Raw genomic sequence first — 14,750 nt, forward strand, 5'->3', positions numbered from 1 at the left:
CGGAACCAACTGAAATGGTTCCGCTTTCGGTTAGGTATTCGGTTGGCGAAGGCCCCAGATGCCCTTATTTCCCGTGGCATAAAACAAGTCATCTTTGCCATTGAAGCTGGCTGAATCGCTCGAATGGGCGCGAATCTGTTTATTGACGTGAGCCTTCCAATCTTTGTAGCGATCGAGCTCGAGTTGATAGTACGACCGCTCGATATATTCATAGATTTCTTTCAATGATGCCGTCCCGCCGTGATGCTGGAGGGCGAATTGGATTTTGCGAAGTAGTGCGCGTTTCAAGTTAAAGACTCCTTTCCCAATCACTCTGAAGCTTTCCGACTGAAGTAGTGATGCAGTCGAACTTCAACGATTTGACTGACCCATTCGTAAACCAAAGGATGAGCATACGCTTCGTTATGCTCGATATGTAGCGATTCCTCTGAGACGAAGAACGGTCCTTTCGCTATTTTATCAAAAGGCATCCGTAACAGTAACTTTTCGATTCTTTGCTGATGGAACGGTGATTGGAAGTCTTTTGTCTGCCCATCGATTTGTTGACGGTACGGGATTGCATTGATGAAGTCATAAAACGGCCGAGCTGCCTCGCTCGCTGAAAGTAGTCCGAGCCATCCTTCTAGCCCGCGGTTCAACATGATCGATAGTACAATCATCTTATAACTCTTCGTCATGTCAGTGTATTCAACTTCGACTAACAATGATTTCGCACCTTCAAACAGATGACTTTCTTCCTCTCCCAACTCACTAATTCGATTCAAGAAACCGACGTAGCCCCCGTCTTTCTTCCATTGAGAGCGATAGGCGTCCATCGAGTACTCGCCTCGTTGAATCAACTCCATATAACTCGGTCGTCTTCCAAGCTCTTCTTTCACCATGAAGTAGTTCCGTTCTAACTGCTGCTGGCGGGTTGAAGATCGAGTCACCATCCGCTTCAACAAATCGATGGCATGTAAATCAAATTCGATGGTACAGCCATCGGGCAAGGTCCCGTTTGTTGGAAGCTCTTTTACAATTGGTTGTCGCTTTGTCGTCAAGAGCGCCAACTTCTTGTCGATGTTCTTGTAGTTCCCGATCAAGTCGATGATGGTGCAATGCGTCTTCCCGCTCAACAAACGGAGTCCTCGACCAATCTGTTGCGTGAAGACCGTCAACGATTCGGTCGGACGGCAGAACAACAACGTATCGATTTCAGGAATGTCTACGCCTTCATTGAACAAGTTGACCGCGAAGATGATATCAAGATGTCCTTGCTTCAATTGTTTGATGACGTCCGCTCGGTCATATTCGGTCTGGCTATGTAAGGCGACGGCTTGAACGCCTTGGAGGCGGAAGTAGTCGGCTAAATATTCGGCTTGAGCGACCGAAGAACAGAATCCGAGCGCACGCGTCTGGTGATGCATCTGCCACGCTTCGAAGATTTTTTGAGCGACACTTTCCTTTAACTGTTCAGCCAATAGTTCGTCCTGGTCATAACGGCGGCCGTTAATCAATCGAATTTGCGAATAATCGATTTCATCATAAATACCGACATAATGAAACGGTGTTAAGTAAGATTCTTCAATCGCTTCAGTAAAGTGCATTTGATAGGCGACATTGTCATCACAGAGAGCGTAAACGTCTCCCCCATCCAGTCGGTCCGGCGTCGCCGTCAATCCGAGCAAGAACTTCGGCTCGAAAAAGTCAAGGACGCGGTGATAGGATGGTGCGGCCGAGTGATGGAATTCGTCGACGATTATCAAATCGAACTGATCAGGCGCGAACTGTTGCATCCGATGTTTCGAGGCTAACGTTTGAATCGAAGCGAATAACACGTCGGCTGACTGCACATCTCTCGAGTCACCACCTAGCAATAAGCCCGTTTTCCATTCAGCCGAGACTTTCTTATAAGAATCCTCAGCTTGAAGCAGAATTTCTTTTTGATGGGCAATGAAGAGCACTCGTTTGAACTGTCGTGCGAAGAAGGCACTTAAATATGTCTTCCCTAAACCGGTAGCGAGCACGAGCATTGCTTTCTGTCTGCCCTCTTCCATCGTTTCACGTAACGCCTTTAAGGCGGCATCTTGGACGGTGTTCGGCGTGATCGTGTCGTCCTCGATGTAGACAGGAGTCATCTCAGCTACTTTGCCCATCTCATTCATCCGCTCTTGTCTCGCTTCGTATTCTTCGCGATAAGGCTGTAACGAGATTGGATTCATGATTTGAGCATACTCACTATAAAACAGCTCGTGGAACGCATCGACCGATTGTTCGAACACGTCCTCTGAGATGCTTGCCGGAATCTCGACGTTCCATTCGACGCCACGGTTCAAGGCGCTGTGCGACAAGTTCGACGAGCCGACAAAGAATGTTCCGCTCTCTTCAGTCCGGAACAAATAGGCTTTCGGATGGAACGATTGACCATTCGAACGATAAAGTCGCAACTCAACCCCATCGATTTCCATGAGCATCTCGAGCGCAACCGGGTTCGTCAAATAGAGGTAATCCCCAATCAAAATCCGGACTTGGGCACCGCGCATGACCGCCTTTTTAAGTGAAGACGCAATCTCTTGAACACCTGATACTTGTGCAAACGCGACGACCATATAAATTTCAGTCGCCGCGTTGATTTGATTCTGTAATGGAATTCGTAAATGACTGGTGTGCAGACGTAACTCACTCATGATCAAGGACCTCTTCCAAGAAGATACCTTTTTCGAAACCGCCCCGCTTCTCGCGCTTCTCCTCACGAATGCGATTTAATTCTTCAAAACTCGCACCGTGCATCTTCCCGAGCGTATAGACAAGTTCCAGTACGTCGGCAAGTTCTTCGAGTGATTCTTCATCGATGTTTGTTTCCTCGTACTCTTTGATTTCTTCATGAAGTTTATGAGTTGCGAATTTCATATGTTCAGCATTAGATAGTTTTTTATGTATTGCTATTTTCCCAGACTGCTCAATGATTGTAGGAATTTTATCCCTTACCAACTTGTTATAGATCATGCAATCTCCCCTTTTCAAATCCTCATCCTTTATTTTACATAAATAAAGGATATAAATCATCCTACGTTTCGCCCTATATAAATTATTTAACAAGGTTACAAAGGAATCACTCAGAATCGATGATTATGATTCTATATTTTGTTACAATGTTTGTAAAATATCATTTTTATACAGGAAAGGGATTAACAATGAACACCCAAAAAATCTGGTCTTTTTTAGTTACGAACCTAGTTCCTGAGGAAGATACAAAGTTTACTTATGAGGAATTCAACAAGTGGATGATTGATTCACCTACAGAGGCTATGGTTTACTTAGACGGCATTTTCCAATCTTTAACTTTAAAACGTATGTATATGCTTGCAAAGAACACTAAGCGCCCAGCTCTATCTGAACGATACTTTGATCGTCACGTCATCAAGTTTGGTTGGCAAAAACTAAAGGTCGAACTAAACGCATCGATGAAAGAGTTAAAATGGGCTCACCGTTACATAGAGTTAAGTGACTTATATACAAAGCGTAACCTTTTAAAAATTGAGACTCTAGAAGCTTTTGAAAAATTGATCTCTTTAGGCGAAGTATATCTCAACGAGACGGAGAATTCATCCGGACTTTATGACAGCGATGTCTTCACAAAAGAAGAAATACTGGATGACTCTGAAGAGCATAGAGTAAAGCCCATTACATTCTCAGAACCACCTACTCAAGAAATCAAAGAAACAATCCCTGAAGACACAACTGTAGAGGATAACGTGAACGATTCATTCACTAAAGAAAATCTCCTGGCCCAAAAAGATACAGTCACCGAGGATATTGTTAGTTCTATAGATATTAATGGAGACGCTACAACTAGCAAATTGCTAGATAAACTGCGTATGCTGCAATCTTCTTCGAAAGAATCGGTCGTCAATGCAGATAGCTTTGGGGAGTTTCGGGAGTATATGCATATCGATCGCCCGATTCAATACTCTCTCATTGAAACATTAGAGGCGATTGACAATGAATCCACACCACAACTAATTTTGCTAAGTGGTAGTGTCGGAGATGGGAAGAGTCACTTACTGGCCTACATCAAAGAAAAACATTCTCATTTGGTCAAAGATTTCAGGATTCATAACGATTCGACCGAGTCATTTGATCCATCAAAAAACTCAATCGAAACATTAGATAGTGTACTATCTTCTTTTTATAAACAGGATTCTGAAACTAAACATTTGCTGATTGCTATCAACCTAGGAGTTCTTCATAACTTCTATAACTTTGCAGCGTCTGAAAACCGATACGAATCACTCAGAAACTTCATTGATGACTCGGACATTTTCGGGAACGGAGAACACATTGTCTATTCAAATAAGTCACTCCACTTATTAAATATAGCCGGCTTCCAAACTTATAGCTTAGGAACAAACGGTGCCGAGTCTTTGTTCTTCTCGAAGATTTTAGAAAAAGTGGTCTTAACGTCGAACGACAATCCGTTCTATGATGCTTACTGTGAAGACGTCAATAATGGCATCCAATCTATTATTCATGACAATTACGATTTTCTATCGAATTTGGCTGTCAGAGAATCGGTTGAAAATGTCGTCATCCAAACAATGGTGAAAGAAAAGTTAATTATCTCAACGCGAGCATTCTATAATTTCATTTTTGATATTCTTGCACCATCAAACTTAAGCCTTGAACCAGATAAACCGAACGCAGCTCTCCCAAACCTTATTTTTGGTCACCCGGATCGTTCAATCATATTGAATGCTTTACATCGAATTGATCCAGTTTCGTTCCGCACCGACTTCTTCGATCAATTGATTACAAAATATGTATTGGCACAGCAGCCTCAAGATATTGCTAAAAATGCTTTAGGTGACATGGCAGAAATCTATCGATTCATTCATCATGCACCGGAGAATACAGATACTATGAATGCACTCGGGTCGTTCCTCATTCGAAGTTATTCACTATTGAACCCACAAGAAACCGATCGCACTTATCTAGATTTCTTGAAATATTTAAAGGCGTACTATCTCGGTGACGGAGAGAGTATCGAATCATTATTTGAATTGATTCGAGAAGTCATTTACTTATGGCGCGGGTCTCCACGAGAAAATTATTTATATATCGACGGTGCGAATAATGATTATAGAGTCGCCTACCCGTTTCAGGCTGAGGAGATTGTAGACGAACGTCTATTCGCAAGTGCAGAAAACAAAGACTCAGATTTTTATCGTTTTAGCCCATTTATTCGAATCGGTTTTGAAGTAGGCGGAAAAGAAATTTTATTCGATCTCGACTATAAACTCTATAGTCTGTTAGTAAAAATACAAGACGGATATCGTCCAAACCGAAATGATTTGCGCGACGCGGTTCAATTTATCGATTTTTATGATGAACTCATTCGATATACTGATAAATCAAAATCGATTCTATTGGTATCGACACATGATGGATCGATGGTTGAACTGACTAAGCCGAAATTTAGCAAATCTAAGTTTGAAGTAAGGAAGGTGAAACAGTAATATGACTAACGTTCAACATTTAAATGACTATTCACTAGACTGGTCACGACTTGAATCATTCTTAGTTCAGAATAAAGGTTATCGATATGCTCGACGTAAAGATACGTATGTTTTACCTTTACCTACTCGTGAACCTGAGCGCTCAAAGTTTGAAAACGGGTTTTGGCCAATAACCGGAGGACTTGCAAGACTACTCTCCAATGAGCCTATTATTCCTGAAGAAAACAGCACGGACATGAATCAGATTATGTCTATCGGCAAGTTCGACTCACCTGAAACAAATGAATGGTTCAAACATTTTTTACAGAGTCAGCAACGCAAAGTTGAGGAAACAGATGTTTCAAGGCTTTCACAATTACCACTTTTGACGTTAAGTGAGAAAAAAGAAAGAAACGGACAGATTGATTTTATTAACTACGTATATGGGACCCTCATTGAAGGAAACGAAGATGAACTTTCACCACTCTTCTCTGATGACGACAACAATGATTTATTGACTCAAATTTTCCGTAGTACCCAGTTTTCAAAGGAAAGTTCGTTCACAAGTCCATACTCTTGTCTGTTTCCGAATATACAGGAACAGTTCAAACAAGATTTGATTCACCTATCTAAAAATCCAAAATTCTTTTTAGATAACTTAAATCACTTGTTAGTACACTATACATTTATCATGATTTCTCAAACAGTTCTTCAAACGAATCGCTTCACTAAATTTGATCATGAACAAATGATACCGCTCTTCTTTTTGATGGAGTGGGAAAAAGGGGCACGTTGGAGAACCAGTTACACGAATGGGTACAAATTGTTAAAAGAACAGGCAAAGGACTTTTATAAACATGAACATGCATTAAATATCGTTTGTCAGACACCTGCTTTTCAAACGAAAAAAAATCTATATTATCATCACCTCAATGAAATATTGGTGTCAAACGGCGAGGAAGCTTTAAATACTTATGTTCAATCACTTTATGATTGGATGAACAATTTTTATACGAAATACAAGGCAATCGAAACACCAAAATACACTTCCGCAAAAACGTTGGACGAGGCATTCAGAGACTTGGCTGAATCCGTCTCGGTTGGATTGAATAAAGAGCTAAAATCTCGATATCCGGCAGCTCTTGAGGCCTTTGTTTTGAAGTTTTATAAGAAGCATGGCGGATCATTAGGTTCATTACTCGCCATCAATCAGGAACAACTTTTGGCATTAGTAGCTTGCTCAATCAAACAAGAAAAGATTGAATTGAACAAACTTTGGCACGAACTTGAAGCAAGAGGATTATTCTTCGATCACCATTCAAAAGAAGAAATTGTCGGGTTACTGGACAAATTGAATTACCTTGAAAAGAAAAGCGATAGTGGGGATGCACAGTATGTCAAATCAATTTTATAAGTTCATCACGCAACAATTGCTCAATTTCTTCGATAACGAAATTAAGCAAAAAAGAACGGATCGTTACTACGTCTATCTTCCGTCGAAACAAGATGTCAAAGAGATGTATGACGCGTTATCAGCATTAAACGTCGCAAACATATTTACGTACAAACACCCATTCGGGAACGAGGACTACGTCACGACTTCGTTAAACTTCTCATCTGGAAAATTAGTCGTGGCAAGCTCTTTCGATACAGATATTGATTTCCTTGTCACGTTAAGAAATGAGATGAGTGAACAGATTGGTCAATGGGCGAATACTTCTCTCTTAGTCTTGACTGATAATTTAAATGACTCCATTCGTGGAGGTAGTATCGACTTAACTTCTGAAGGACGTCCATTGCATATCAGTAAAATCATTCAACATTTAGATAACCAATTGGCCAGCAGTCAATTATCAAAACCTGAACAGATGATTGTTTCAGACTATTTAAAGCGTCACAATCATCAAAAACAAATTACGAATGGCTCATTCTTAGATTTCATTGATATTTTAGGCCTTCTTCATAAAGACGCTTTAGCGATGGAAGATTATACATCGTTACAATATTTTCAAGATGGAGAGCTATCTTCACTCATCCGAGAACGAGATGAACAAAAATACGGTTCTTCTACTTGGAAAAAAGTTAATAAACAAATCGAAAATCGTTTATCAGAGAACCATGAACTGTTCGAAGATGTCGAGCGATATTTCACATTAGGTAACTCGCGCGAAAAATTAGAAGAACGATTTGATAATGGGGCCTCTAAATTAAAAGAAGATACGTGGCAACAAACGGATTATGATGTCTTGAAAAAGTGGGAGGAAAAAGCAAAATCGAATCGAGACATTCAATTTGTTTCGGAAAAAATGACAGCTAAAGTGAGCGGCTCATTAGTTTCAGGGCATTATTTTTGGAGACGGCCGCAATCTGAAACAAAATCCGGTCAGCGTACTTGGCATATTATCCTCTTTGCTCCAGAAAATGCTAATGATATTCAGATTCATCTCCCATTTGACCGCTATACATCAAAACAATTTTTAGACAACAAGAGTGCGAAGAATACGACAAGTTCAGGTTATTCACTCATCACTTCAGTGGAAGTCGATTCAAATCAAGTCACTTTTTCAAAAGTCCGGTATAAACATGAAGGTCAGTCATCTACCACGTATTTATTCAATATCGCTGTAGTACCATTGACACCTGAATTTTTAACACCGTATCAAACAAGATACTTGGTTGATACAACATCTAAAAGTCAGCAAGCTATCCGCTTGATTCTAGATGGTCACAATGTGATAGAACTTGGCGATGGTACGGGGGATAGCCTTGAAGTCACCATTGACTCCCCTGAGGCGTTAGAGGTTGATCAACATGATGTAATCAATCTCCCGCTTAATGTTTTAGACGAAGGAGAGTCACGCATTCGATTCTCGATCATGTTAAATGACGTCGAAATTCCTCTTTCTATTAAAGATGATATGTTAAAAACCACGCCCTTAGACGGACTTAGCATTTGGACGAGAAAACGAAAAGACGAAACATCATTTTTGATTGATTCAGACTTTAAAACAATCCATAACGGTCAACGTACCTATTCAACGCGTTCCGTTGACAGAAACTATTTCAAAATGGAGCAGGAGTGGTTGGATAATCACGTACGGTATGGAAAACAATTATCTGATGATTCTTTTGAAAACATCCATCTAGATATTCCTACTTCTGTTGAGCAAAGTTATAACGGATTTTTAAATACGGTCAAAAACAAAGGCACAATTCCTTCATTGTTGTACTATGATGCCGAGGTACAAGCTGCGGCTTATACATTTGTGAACGAGTATTTGACTGAAATTGAGAACATCCCTTCTCAGGCACTGATGACCATTCAACAACGAAACTTATATCGTTTAGGACAAATCGAGACAATCGACGGCTTGTTATTGACGCCATTTTCTCCTCTGAACATCGCATACCAATGGCAAGTGAACGAAGCTTTAGGGTCTGAAGACATTGATTCGAACATCTTAAAGAAATTGAAAGCAAGCTACACCGTGCCATATGCATTTAATATGCATGAAATGCTTCTTAAACCGACAGATCAATCTCCTTTGCCAGAGTGGCATGAATACACATTGCGAGAACGTGTAAGTGTAGGTGAAACCAATTCTTATTTAGCAAAAGTGGTCGAAGATAAAATGAATCACTTCACTGAACATTATGATTATTTATTCTCGATTCAGAACTCCGCTCCACTCTGTGTGAATGTCATCAACGTAACAAACGACGACGAAATTTTAAAAGGAATTATTTCATGGTTCAAACAACAAATTGCTTCTAAAGGGACCCTGGATGCGGTCAAGTCATTAGAAGTATCATTGTACATTCCAGACGCTTCTGGTTTGAGTGCGTTTGATAAATTGAACGATATCGAAACGGGCGAACAATTCAAAGACGAATTCGGGATTGATTTGTCTATTCATGAATTTGAGCCAGACGAAGTATTGCATCTACTCCAGCAGTCTATCCTGTATCGCAAGTTAAATTTTGATGCCCCTGTACATTATGCCCATATCTCATTCTATAAGATGGGGAACGAATCTCGGGTCGTTAGTCAACCAATGAGTGAGTTGGCCAGCAGCATGAATTTAGACGGGCTGTTTACTACCGTTTCTTCAGTCCAAAGCAATGAAACCGGGTACCGTGTTGGCTTTGGTACTGCAGGAGCTGACGTTACTCGAAGTCTCATGACACGATTCGGCTATCATTACAATGAACTGACAGCAAACATGAAAGATGGCGGACATAGTTCATACATGAAAAATGTTTCGTTGACGATGCATATTGATGTAGCTGATAAAGGTGCGCTTGAAAAAATCTACGGTTCTTCTCATTGGGTAACCTTCATCGATCCGCCGGTCGGGCTTGATTTCTTCAAGTCGTCTTCCGACAATTTGATTATCATTCATTATAGTGATCAGTACTCGTCTACGAACGGATATGACGCAATCACTGTTACTGACAAATCGGATCAATATTTCAATGTCATCCAAGAATTCATCAGTTCTCAAGGCGTCACCTCTACTCAAAATCAAATCGAGGAAACAATTCGAGCCTTCAATACGTTTAATGGTGAATGGTTACTTCGTGCTGTTCAAGGGAGAGGGTACGACAAGCGCGAGAAGATGAGCATTGTTTCAGCGATTAAAGAAACGCTGTTACTGTTCAATGAAGACAATACAATCTGGGTGCCAATCTCTATGGAAGAAGTTGTTCGAGTAACCGGTAATGTGAAATTGAGTAAGCGAGCTGGATTATTTTCAGGTAAGACTATCGGACGGAGAGGCAACTGTAGCGATGATTTATTGATGATTGGTCTTGAAATCAATCAATCAGATTTGAAAGTGCACTTCTTCCCGGTCGAAGTTAAAATCGGATTGAACGATAACTCGGTCATCACAAAAGGTATCTCACAAATCTCAGAGCTGAAGGCTCGCTTAAACGATCATTTGCTCGACTTAATGACGTTTGATGCGAAATTCCTACGCAACTATTTTGCGAGACTCTTTATCAACAACGCACAAAAAATGCAGGAAAATGATATCTGGCCAAGCAAAGACTATCGGTTAGATGCTTCATTGATTGACCGATTGATGAACGATGATTTTGAAATTGTCGACGAGAAACGTGCGAAATTCGGAAATGGCGTTCTCGTTTCATTCAAGAAGTCTTCGGACTCTGTTCGCCATTCGAGAAACCAAGGGGTCGTTATTCTCGAATTACCTGAACAATATGGATATGAAGTGTTAACAGAATCATTAGACTCGCTTAATGCAAAACAAAAAGAAAAAGGCAGTACGTCTACTATCAAAAATGAAGCGACCTCTTCTCATACGCCTAGACTTCGAATCGCGAAAGAAGTTAGTGACGAAACAGATAGAGCAAAAGTCGCTGTGAAAGTTTCAACAGATAACGGCAAAAAAACAACAGAACCTCAACCAGTGATTCCATCAATCAATCCTGTCACACCTACAGGAAATAGTTTTAATGCTATCAGATTGTTATTAGGTAGCGAATTTAATAAAAACTACTATTGGGAGTATGGACATTCGCGCTTGTCAAACAGACATCTGTTGATTGGTGGTCGATCCGGTCAAGGAAAAACGTACTTCGTCCAGTCCCTACTCTTGCAATTGGTTGAACAGAATCAATCCGCTTTGGTCATCGACTACTCAAACAGTTATACTTTAGGGCAACTCGATGAAACATTTATAAATCGTATGGGGTCAAAACTGACGGAACGCATCGTATACCACGAGTCATTCCCATTGAACCCATTCAAGAGACGGGAAAAAGAAATTAGCGGACGGAAAGAACCTGAAAAGATTACTTCCGTCGCCACAAGAGTGGCAGCCGTATTCGCATCCGTCTACAGAGGTTTAGGAGATCAACAAAAAAACGCCATTTATATGGCGACGAAAAACGGGATTGAGAAGTATGGGGAAGAAATGCGAATGGAATTGCTCATCGAAGAGTTAGAAAGTCTCGAGACTTCCTCAAAATCTACAGTCCAATCTGTAATCAGCCGCCTCACCCAAATGGTCGATATGGATCCATTTGATTATGAATCGGACAACGATTGGAGTAAGATTTTTGACAACAACAACGGAGTGACGGTCATCCAACTTGAGGGATATGACCAAGATGAAATCAAAAAATTATTAGCAGAGTTTATTCTTTGGGATTTATGGTATTATTCTTTATCTGGTTCAGAAAGCCGACCGATGCCGGTCATCTTGGATGAAGCGCAGAACCTATCTTTCCGTAAAGGTTCTCCATCTGAGAAAATCTTAAGAGAAGGTCGGAAGTTCGGTTGGTCGGCTTGGTTCGCCACACAATCGTTCAGCAACTTCGATAAAGAAGAACTTGCGATTTTGGATAATGCCGCTACAAAGATTTACTTTGCACCAGCTGACAGCGAATTAAAAGTGATTGCTAATCGTATTGGCGCAGTCTCACTTGAAGATCTAAGAGGTCTAAAGAAAGCACATTGTTTGGCGGTAGGACAATATAAAATAAATGCCGAGGAATTAAGCAACCAAGAGCATCATCATCTTAAAGTCCCGCCAATGAATTAAAAAATCACGCATCCTTTTTCGGATGCGTGATTTTTTGTCACTCCAGAACTTCCTCCAAATATAACCCCTTCTCAAATCCACCCTTCCGCTCCCGCTTCTCTGCACGAATCGCATTCATCTCTTCAAACGAAGCCCCATGCATTTTACCGAGCTCATAAGCGAGCTCAAGAATATCCGCTAGCTCTTCAAGACATTCCTCATCGATATTCGTCTCTTCATACTCTTTCAGTTCTTCATATAACTTCAGGCGTGCCTGTTCAAAGTGCTCGGCTTGATTCAACTGTTTGACGATGACTCGTTTTCCGTCCGCACGGATCAGTTCAGGTACACGGTCTCGGACCAACTTATTATGTTTCACCATAGCTGCCTCCTACTCCACAATCTCAAACGCCTTCACATACACGACATGATCGAGGAAAATAATCCATTCGTCCTCGAACTGGACAAAGCCATCCGACGCATGCCGGAACGACTGATAAATGGCTTCAAGTGCCGCATAGCGACTATCTGCCTCGACGACTTGCGTCAACACCTCATCATTGATCATGTGGAATTCGATCTCGTACGATTTCATGTCGTCTCCTCCGTTTCACCCCATAATGTCTTGCCTACTCTCTTCTTTACCCGCTCGGCATAGTCTTGTCTCAAAATTCATCCACCTCGTCGACTTCTGTCACGACGACACCGGTGTCCCCGACTTTCCCTAAGTCGAGCACCGTCGGCTCTTCGTAGGCCAACACATGAAACTCCTGCTCGAACGTCCGAATCACGTAATGGGAAAGCTCGCCTCGGTCCGTGTTGACCCGTTCCGTCTTCATCTGTTCGGCGGCGAACGCACTGAAGCGGGATGTCTTCAGTTTCACAATCGGATGCCTGTTCGCGAGACCATCTTCTGGCATCCCGTGCTCTTCTAGCGTCCCGAGGAAGAGCGCATACTGCTCGAAACGGATCAGAATGCGGTCGCGGTCGGCATCGTCCGTTAAAATCATCGTCGCGTCACTTGCCCCGAAACAAGTCCACTCGAGCGGATAATAGGTGACGCCCTTCATCTGAAACGACTCCGTATCGAGCACGTAGTCTTCAGTCGACATTAAAAAATCCAAATCGATTGCCACACGTTTCCCCCGCTTTCACAAAAAGCGACGTTCACACACGTCGCTCGTCCTTTGATTAGATTCCTTCTTCGCGCAAAACTGCCTCGATTTCCACAAATTCAGCCTCGATGATGTCAAAATGCTCTCGCTTCATTTCTGCAAAGCTCTCGACTAGTTCTTCTTCTGTCATATTCACGCTGTCTTCAAGCGCATGCAGGAGACGGTTTCCCATCTTTGTCATCGAAGAGAAGGTGAGTCCTCCCGAAATGACACCTCCTGCGAGTGGGATCATCTTCGACACGCCTTTTGCGAACGTATCTTTCGTCATCTTGAAACCAATCATCGCTGACATCTTTTTAATGATTGGAAAATATACCGTTTTCGTCAACGCTTTCTTCGGCAGTTGTTTCAAGGCCTGTTTCGACAGTTGAGCGGACAGCGCCTTAATCGTGGCTGTCGCGCCTCCGACACCGAACATGACGCCCAAGAACAAGACCAAGTCCCCGTTTACTCGATCGACGTCAAGTTCTCCATTCTCCCAAAAGTCATCGTAGCCGTATAAGTATCCTGTTTCCTGCGCCAGGCGGAGCGAAAATCCAAAAAACTGTGCCGTATCCGCAGGAATCGTCGCAGCCAGTCCGATCCCCCCAGGCAATCCCGCCGCGAAAGACGCACTCGAACTCTTCATCGTTTGGTTAGCAATATTCCGTTTCGCGATTTTTTTAATAAGCGCGAGTGGAACGTTCGCTCCAATCGGTCCTTTCTCCATAATCTCCGCCAACTGACTTGCTGGGACATGTCTACTAAAACTTTGATCTAAAAACTCTTTGCGGTCGACTTTCACCCCTGGTAGTTTCACCGCGTTCGTCATCAACACCTCAAACACTTCTGACCCGTTCGACATCGTCTACACCTCATCTTTTCATTCACGATTAATATATGACCTTCATATATATGTCATTCCAAATTCTAGTTTTAGTATAAAGCGTTTTATGTATAAATTGTAAAAGAATTTCCTTTCACCTAGACGTTTTATATTAAAGGTATCCGAAATCAAAAAAATAGAGTGCCCTGTAGGACACTCCACTCCTTCACTCAATAAAAGACAAACCACAGCACCGCTGCCACTAAAAACAGCCCGGCCCCGATAAAGAGGATCTTTGCCAATCGTTCGTATACCATGTCTTCACCTCACCAACGCCGCGCCGACGACGAGCGAGACCCCGATCGAGAGCATGAACGCGAGCAAGCCGACCGCGATGTTGCCTTTCCCGATCTCCTCGTTCACTTTGAGCGACGGCGTCAAAAATTCAAACAACCAATATGTGACGAGCAGTAAGAAGAAGCCGAAGCTCCCTCCGACCAACACGTCGACCATCCGCTCGTGATGGCTCTCGACGACACGGAAGATGTTGGCCAGGCCGACGACCTTGCCCCCGGTCGCGAGCGCGACGGCGATATTCCCTTTTTGAACCTCGCGCCAGTTACTGTACGGCGTCGTCATCTCGAAGATGGCGAGCCCGACGACGATCATCAGACCGGCAATCGAGTACAATCCGAGCGACTCGAGCATCACGCCAAACGTTACGTTCCCCATCATCATGCGTCCC

11 protein-coding genes are annotated in these 14,750 nt (G+C 42.3%); 3 read left to right on the top strand and 8 right to left on the bottom strand.

The features are described from left to right. Nucleotides 1-30 precede the first annotated feature (30 nt). The 3 genes from EVJ29_RS06310 to EVJ29_RS06320 are packed head-to-tail and all read right to left on the bottom strand — an operon-like array spanning nt 31 to nt 2,889. Nucleotides 31-288 carry a hypothetical protein gene (locus EVJ29_RS06310; protein WP_131504815.1) on the bottom strand — a complete coding sequence of 86 codons (258 nt, stop codon included), beginning with the start codon at nt 286-288 and terminating at the stop codon, nt 31-33. A gap of 20 nt (nt 289-308) precedes the next feature. Next, nucleotides 309-2,666, bottom strand: coding sequence for a DEAD/DEAH box helicase family protein (locus EVJ29_RS06315; protein WP_131504816.1), 2,358 nt, complete (start codon nt 2,664-2,666; stop codon nt 309-311). Further along, nucleotides 2,659-2,889 carry a nucleoside triphosphate pyrophosphohydrolase gene (locus EVJ29_RS06320; protein ID WP_330857357.1) on the bottom strand — a complete coding sequence of 77 codons (231 nt, stop codon included), beginning with the start codon at nt 2,887-2,889 and terminating at the stop codon, nt 2,659-2,661. The genes EVJ29_RS06315 and EVJ29_RS06320 overlap by 8 nt, the downstream gene beginning before the upstream one ends. Before the next feature lie 221 nt (nt 2,890-3,110). Here EVJ29_RS06320 and dptF point away from each other — a divergent pair, with 221 nt between their 5' ends. Genes dptF through dptH form a run of 3 tightly spaced genes read left to right on the top strand, consistent with a single transcriptional unit; the run spans nt 3,111 to nt 12,046 of the window. Then, nucleotides 3,111-5,495: a DNA phosphorothioation-dependent restriction protein DptF gene (dptF, locus tag EVJ29_RS06325; protein WP_161567330.1), complete on the top strand. Its 2,385-nt coding sequence runs from the start codon at nt 3,111-3,113 to the stop codon at nt 5,493-5,495. A 1-nt stretch (nt 5,496) separates the two neighbouring features. Next, nucleotides 5,497-6,888 carry a DNA phosphorothioation-dependent restriction protein DptG gene (gene dptG, locus EVJ29_RS06330; protein WP_070327758.1) on the top strand — a complete coding sequence of 464 codons (1,392 nt, stop codon included), beginning with the start codon at nt 5,497-5,499 and terminating at the stop codon, nt 6,886-6,888. Further along, a complete protein-coding gene (gene dptH, locus EVJ29_RS06335) occupies nt 6,869-12,046 on the top strand; it encodes a DNA phosphorothioation-dependent restriction protein DptH (RefSeq protein WP_161567023.1) in 5,178 nt (1,725 codons plus the stop codon). The genes dptG and dptH overlap by 20 nt, the downstream gene beginning before the upstream one ends. A gap of 37 nt (nt 12,047-12,083) precedes the next feature. Here the strand turns inward: dptH and EVJ29_RS06340 are convergent, their stop codons facing one another. The 5 genes from EVJ29_RS06340 to EVJ29_RS06360 all read right to left on the bottom strand — a co-directional run bounded on the left by EVJ29_RS06340 (nt 12,084) and on the right by EVJ29_RS06360 (nt 14,743). Continuing rightward, the gene (locus EVJ29_RS06340) at nt 12,084-12,407 is read right to left on the bottom strand and encodes a nucleoside triphosphate pyrophosphohydrolase (RefSeq protein ID WP_070327760.1); all 324 of its coding nucleotides are present in this window, start codon (nt 12,405-12,407) and stop codon (nt 12,084-12,086) included. A 9-nt stretch (nt 12,408-12,416) separates the two neighbouring features. After that, nucleotides 12,417-12,620 carry a hypothetical protein gene (locus tag EVJ29_RS06345; protein ID WP_070327761.1) on the bottom strand — a complete coding sequence of 68 codons (204 nt, stop codon included), beginning with the start codon at nt 12,618-12,620 and terminating at the stop codon, nt 12,417-12,419. A 70-nt stretch (nt 12,621-12,690) separates the two neighbouring features. After that, a complete protein-coding gene (locus EVJ29_RS06350; protein ID WP_131504818.1) occupies nt 12,691-13,161 on the bottom strand; it encodes a hypothetical protein in 471 nt (156 codons plus the stop codon). A 55-nt stretch (nt 13,162-13,216) separates the two neighbouring features. After that, nucleotides 13,217-14,044 carry a bacteriochlorophyll 4-vinyl reductase gene (locus EVJ29_RS06355; RefSeq protein ID WP_070327763.1) on the bottom strand — a complete coding sequence of 276 codons (828 nt, stop codon included), beginning with the start codon at nt 14,042-14,044 and terminating at the stop codon, nt 13,217-13,219. Nucleotides 14,045-14,326: 282 nt separating this feature from the next. Next, nucleotides 14,327-14,743 carry a DUF350 domain-containing protein gene (locus EVJ29_RS06360; RefSeq protein ID WP_083273989.1) on the bottom strand — a complete coding sequence of 139 codons (417 nt, stop codon included), beginning with the start codon at nt 14,741-14,743 and terminating at the stop codon, nt 14,327-14,329. Nucleotides 14,744-14,750 lie beyond the last annotated feature (7 nt).

Origin of the sequence: Exiguobacterium sp. SH4S7, assembly GCF_004336795.1 — a bacterium.
In the GTDB taxonomy this organism is placed as follows: domain Bacteria; phylum Bacillota; class Bacilli; order Exiguobacteriales; family Exiguobacteriaceae; genus Exiguobacterium; species Exiguobacterium aurantiacum_A.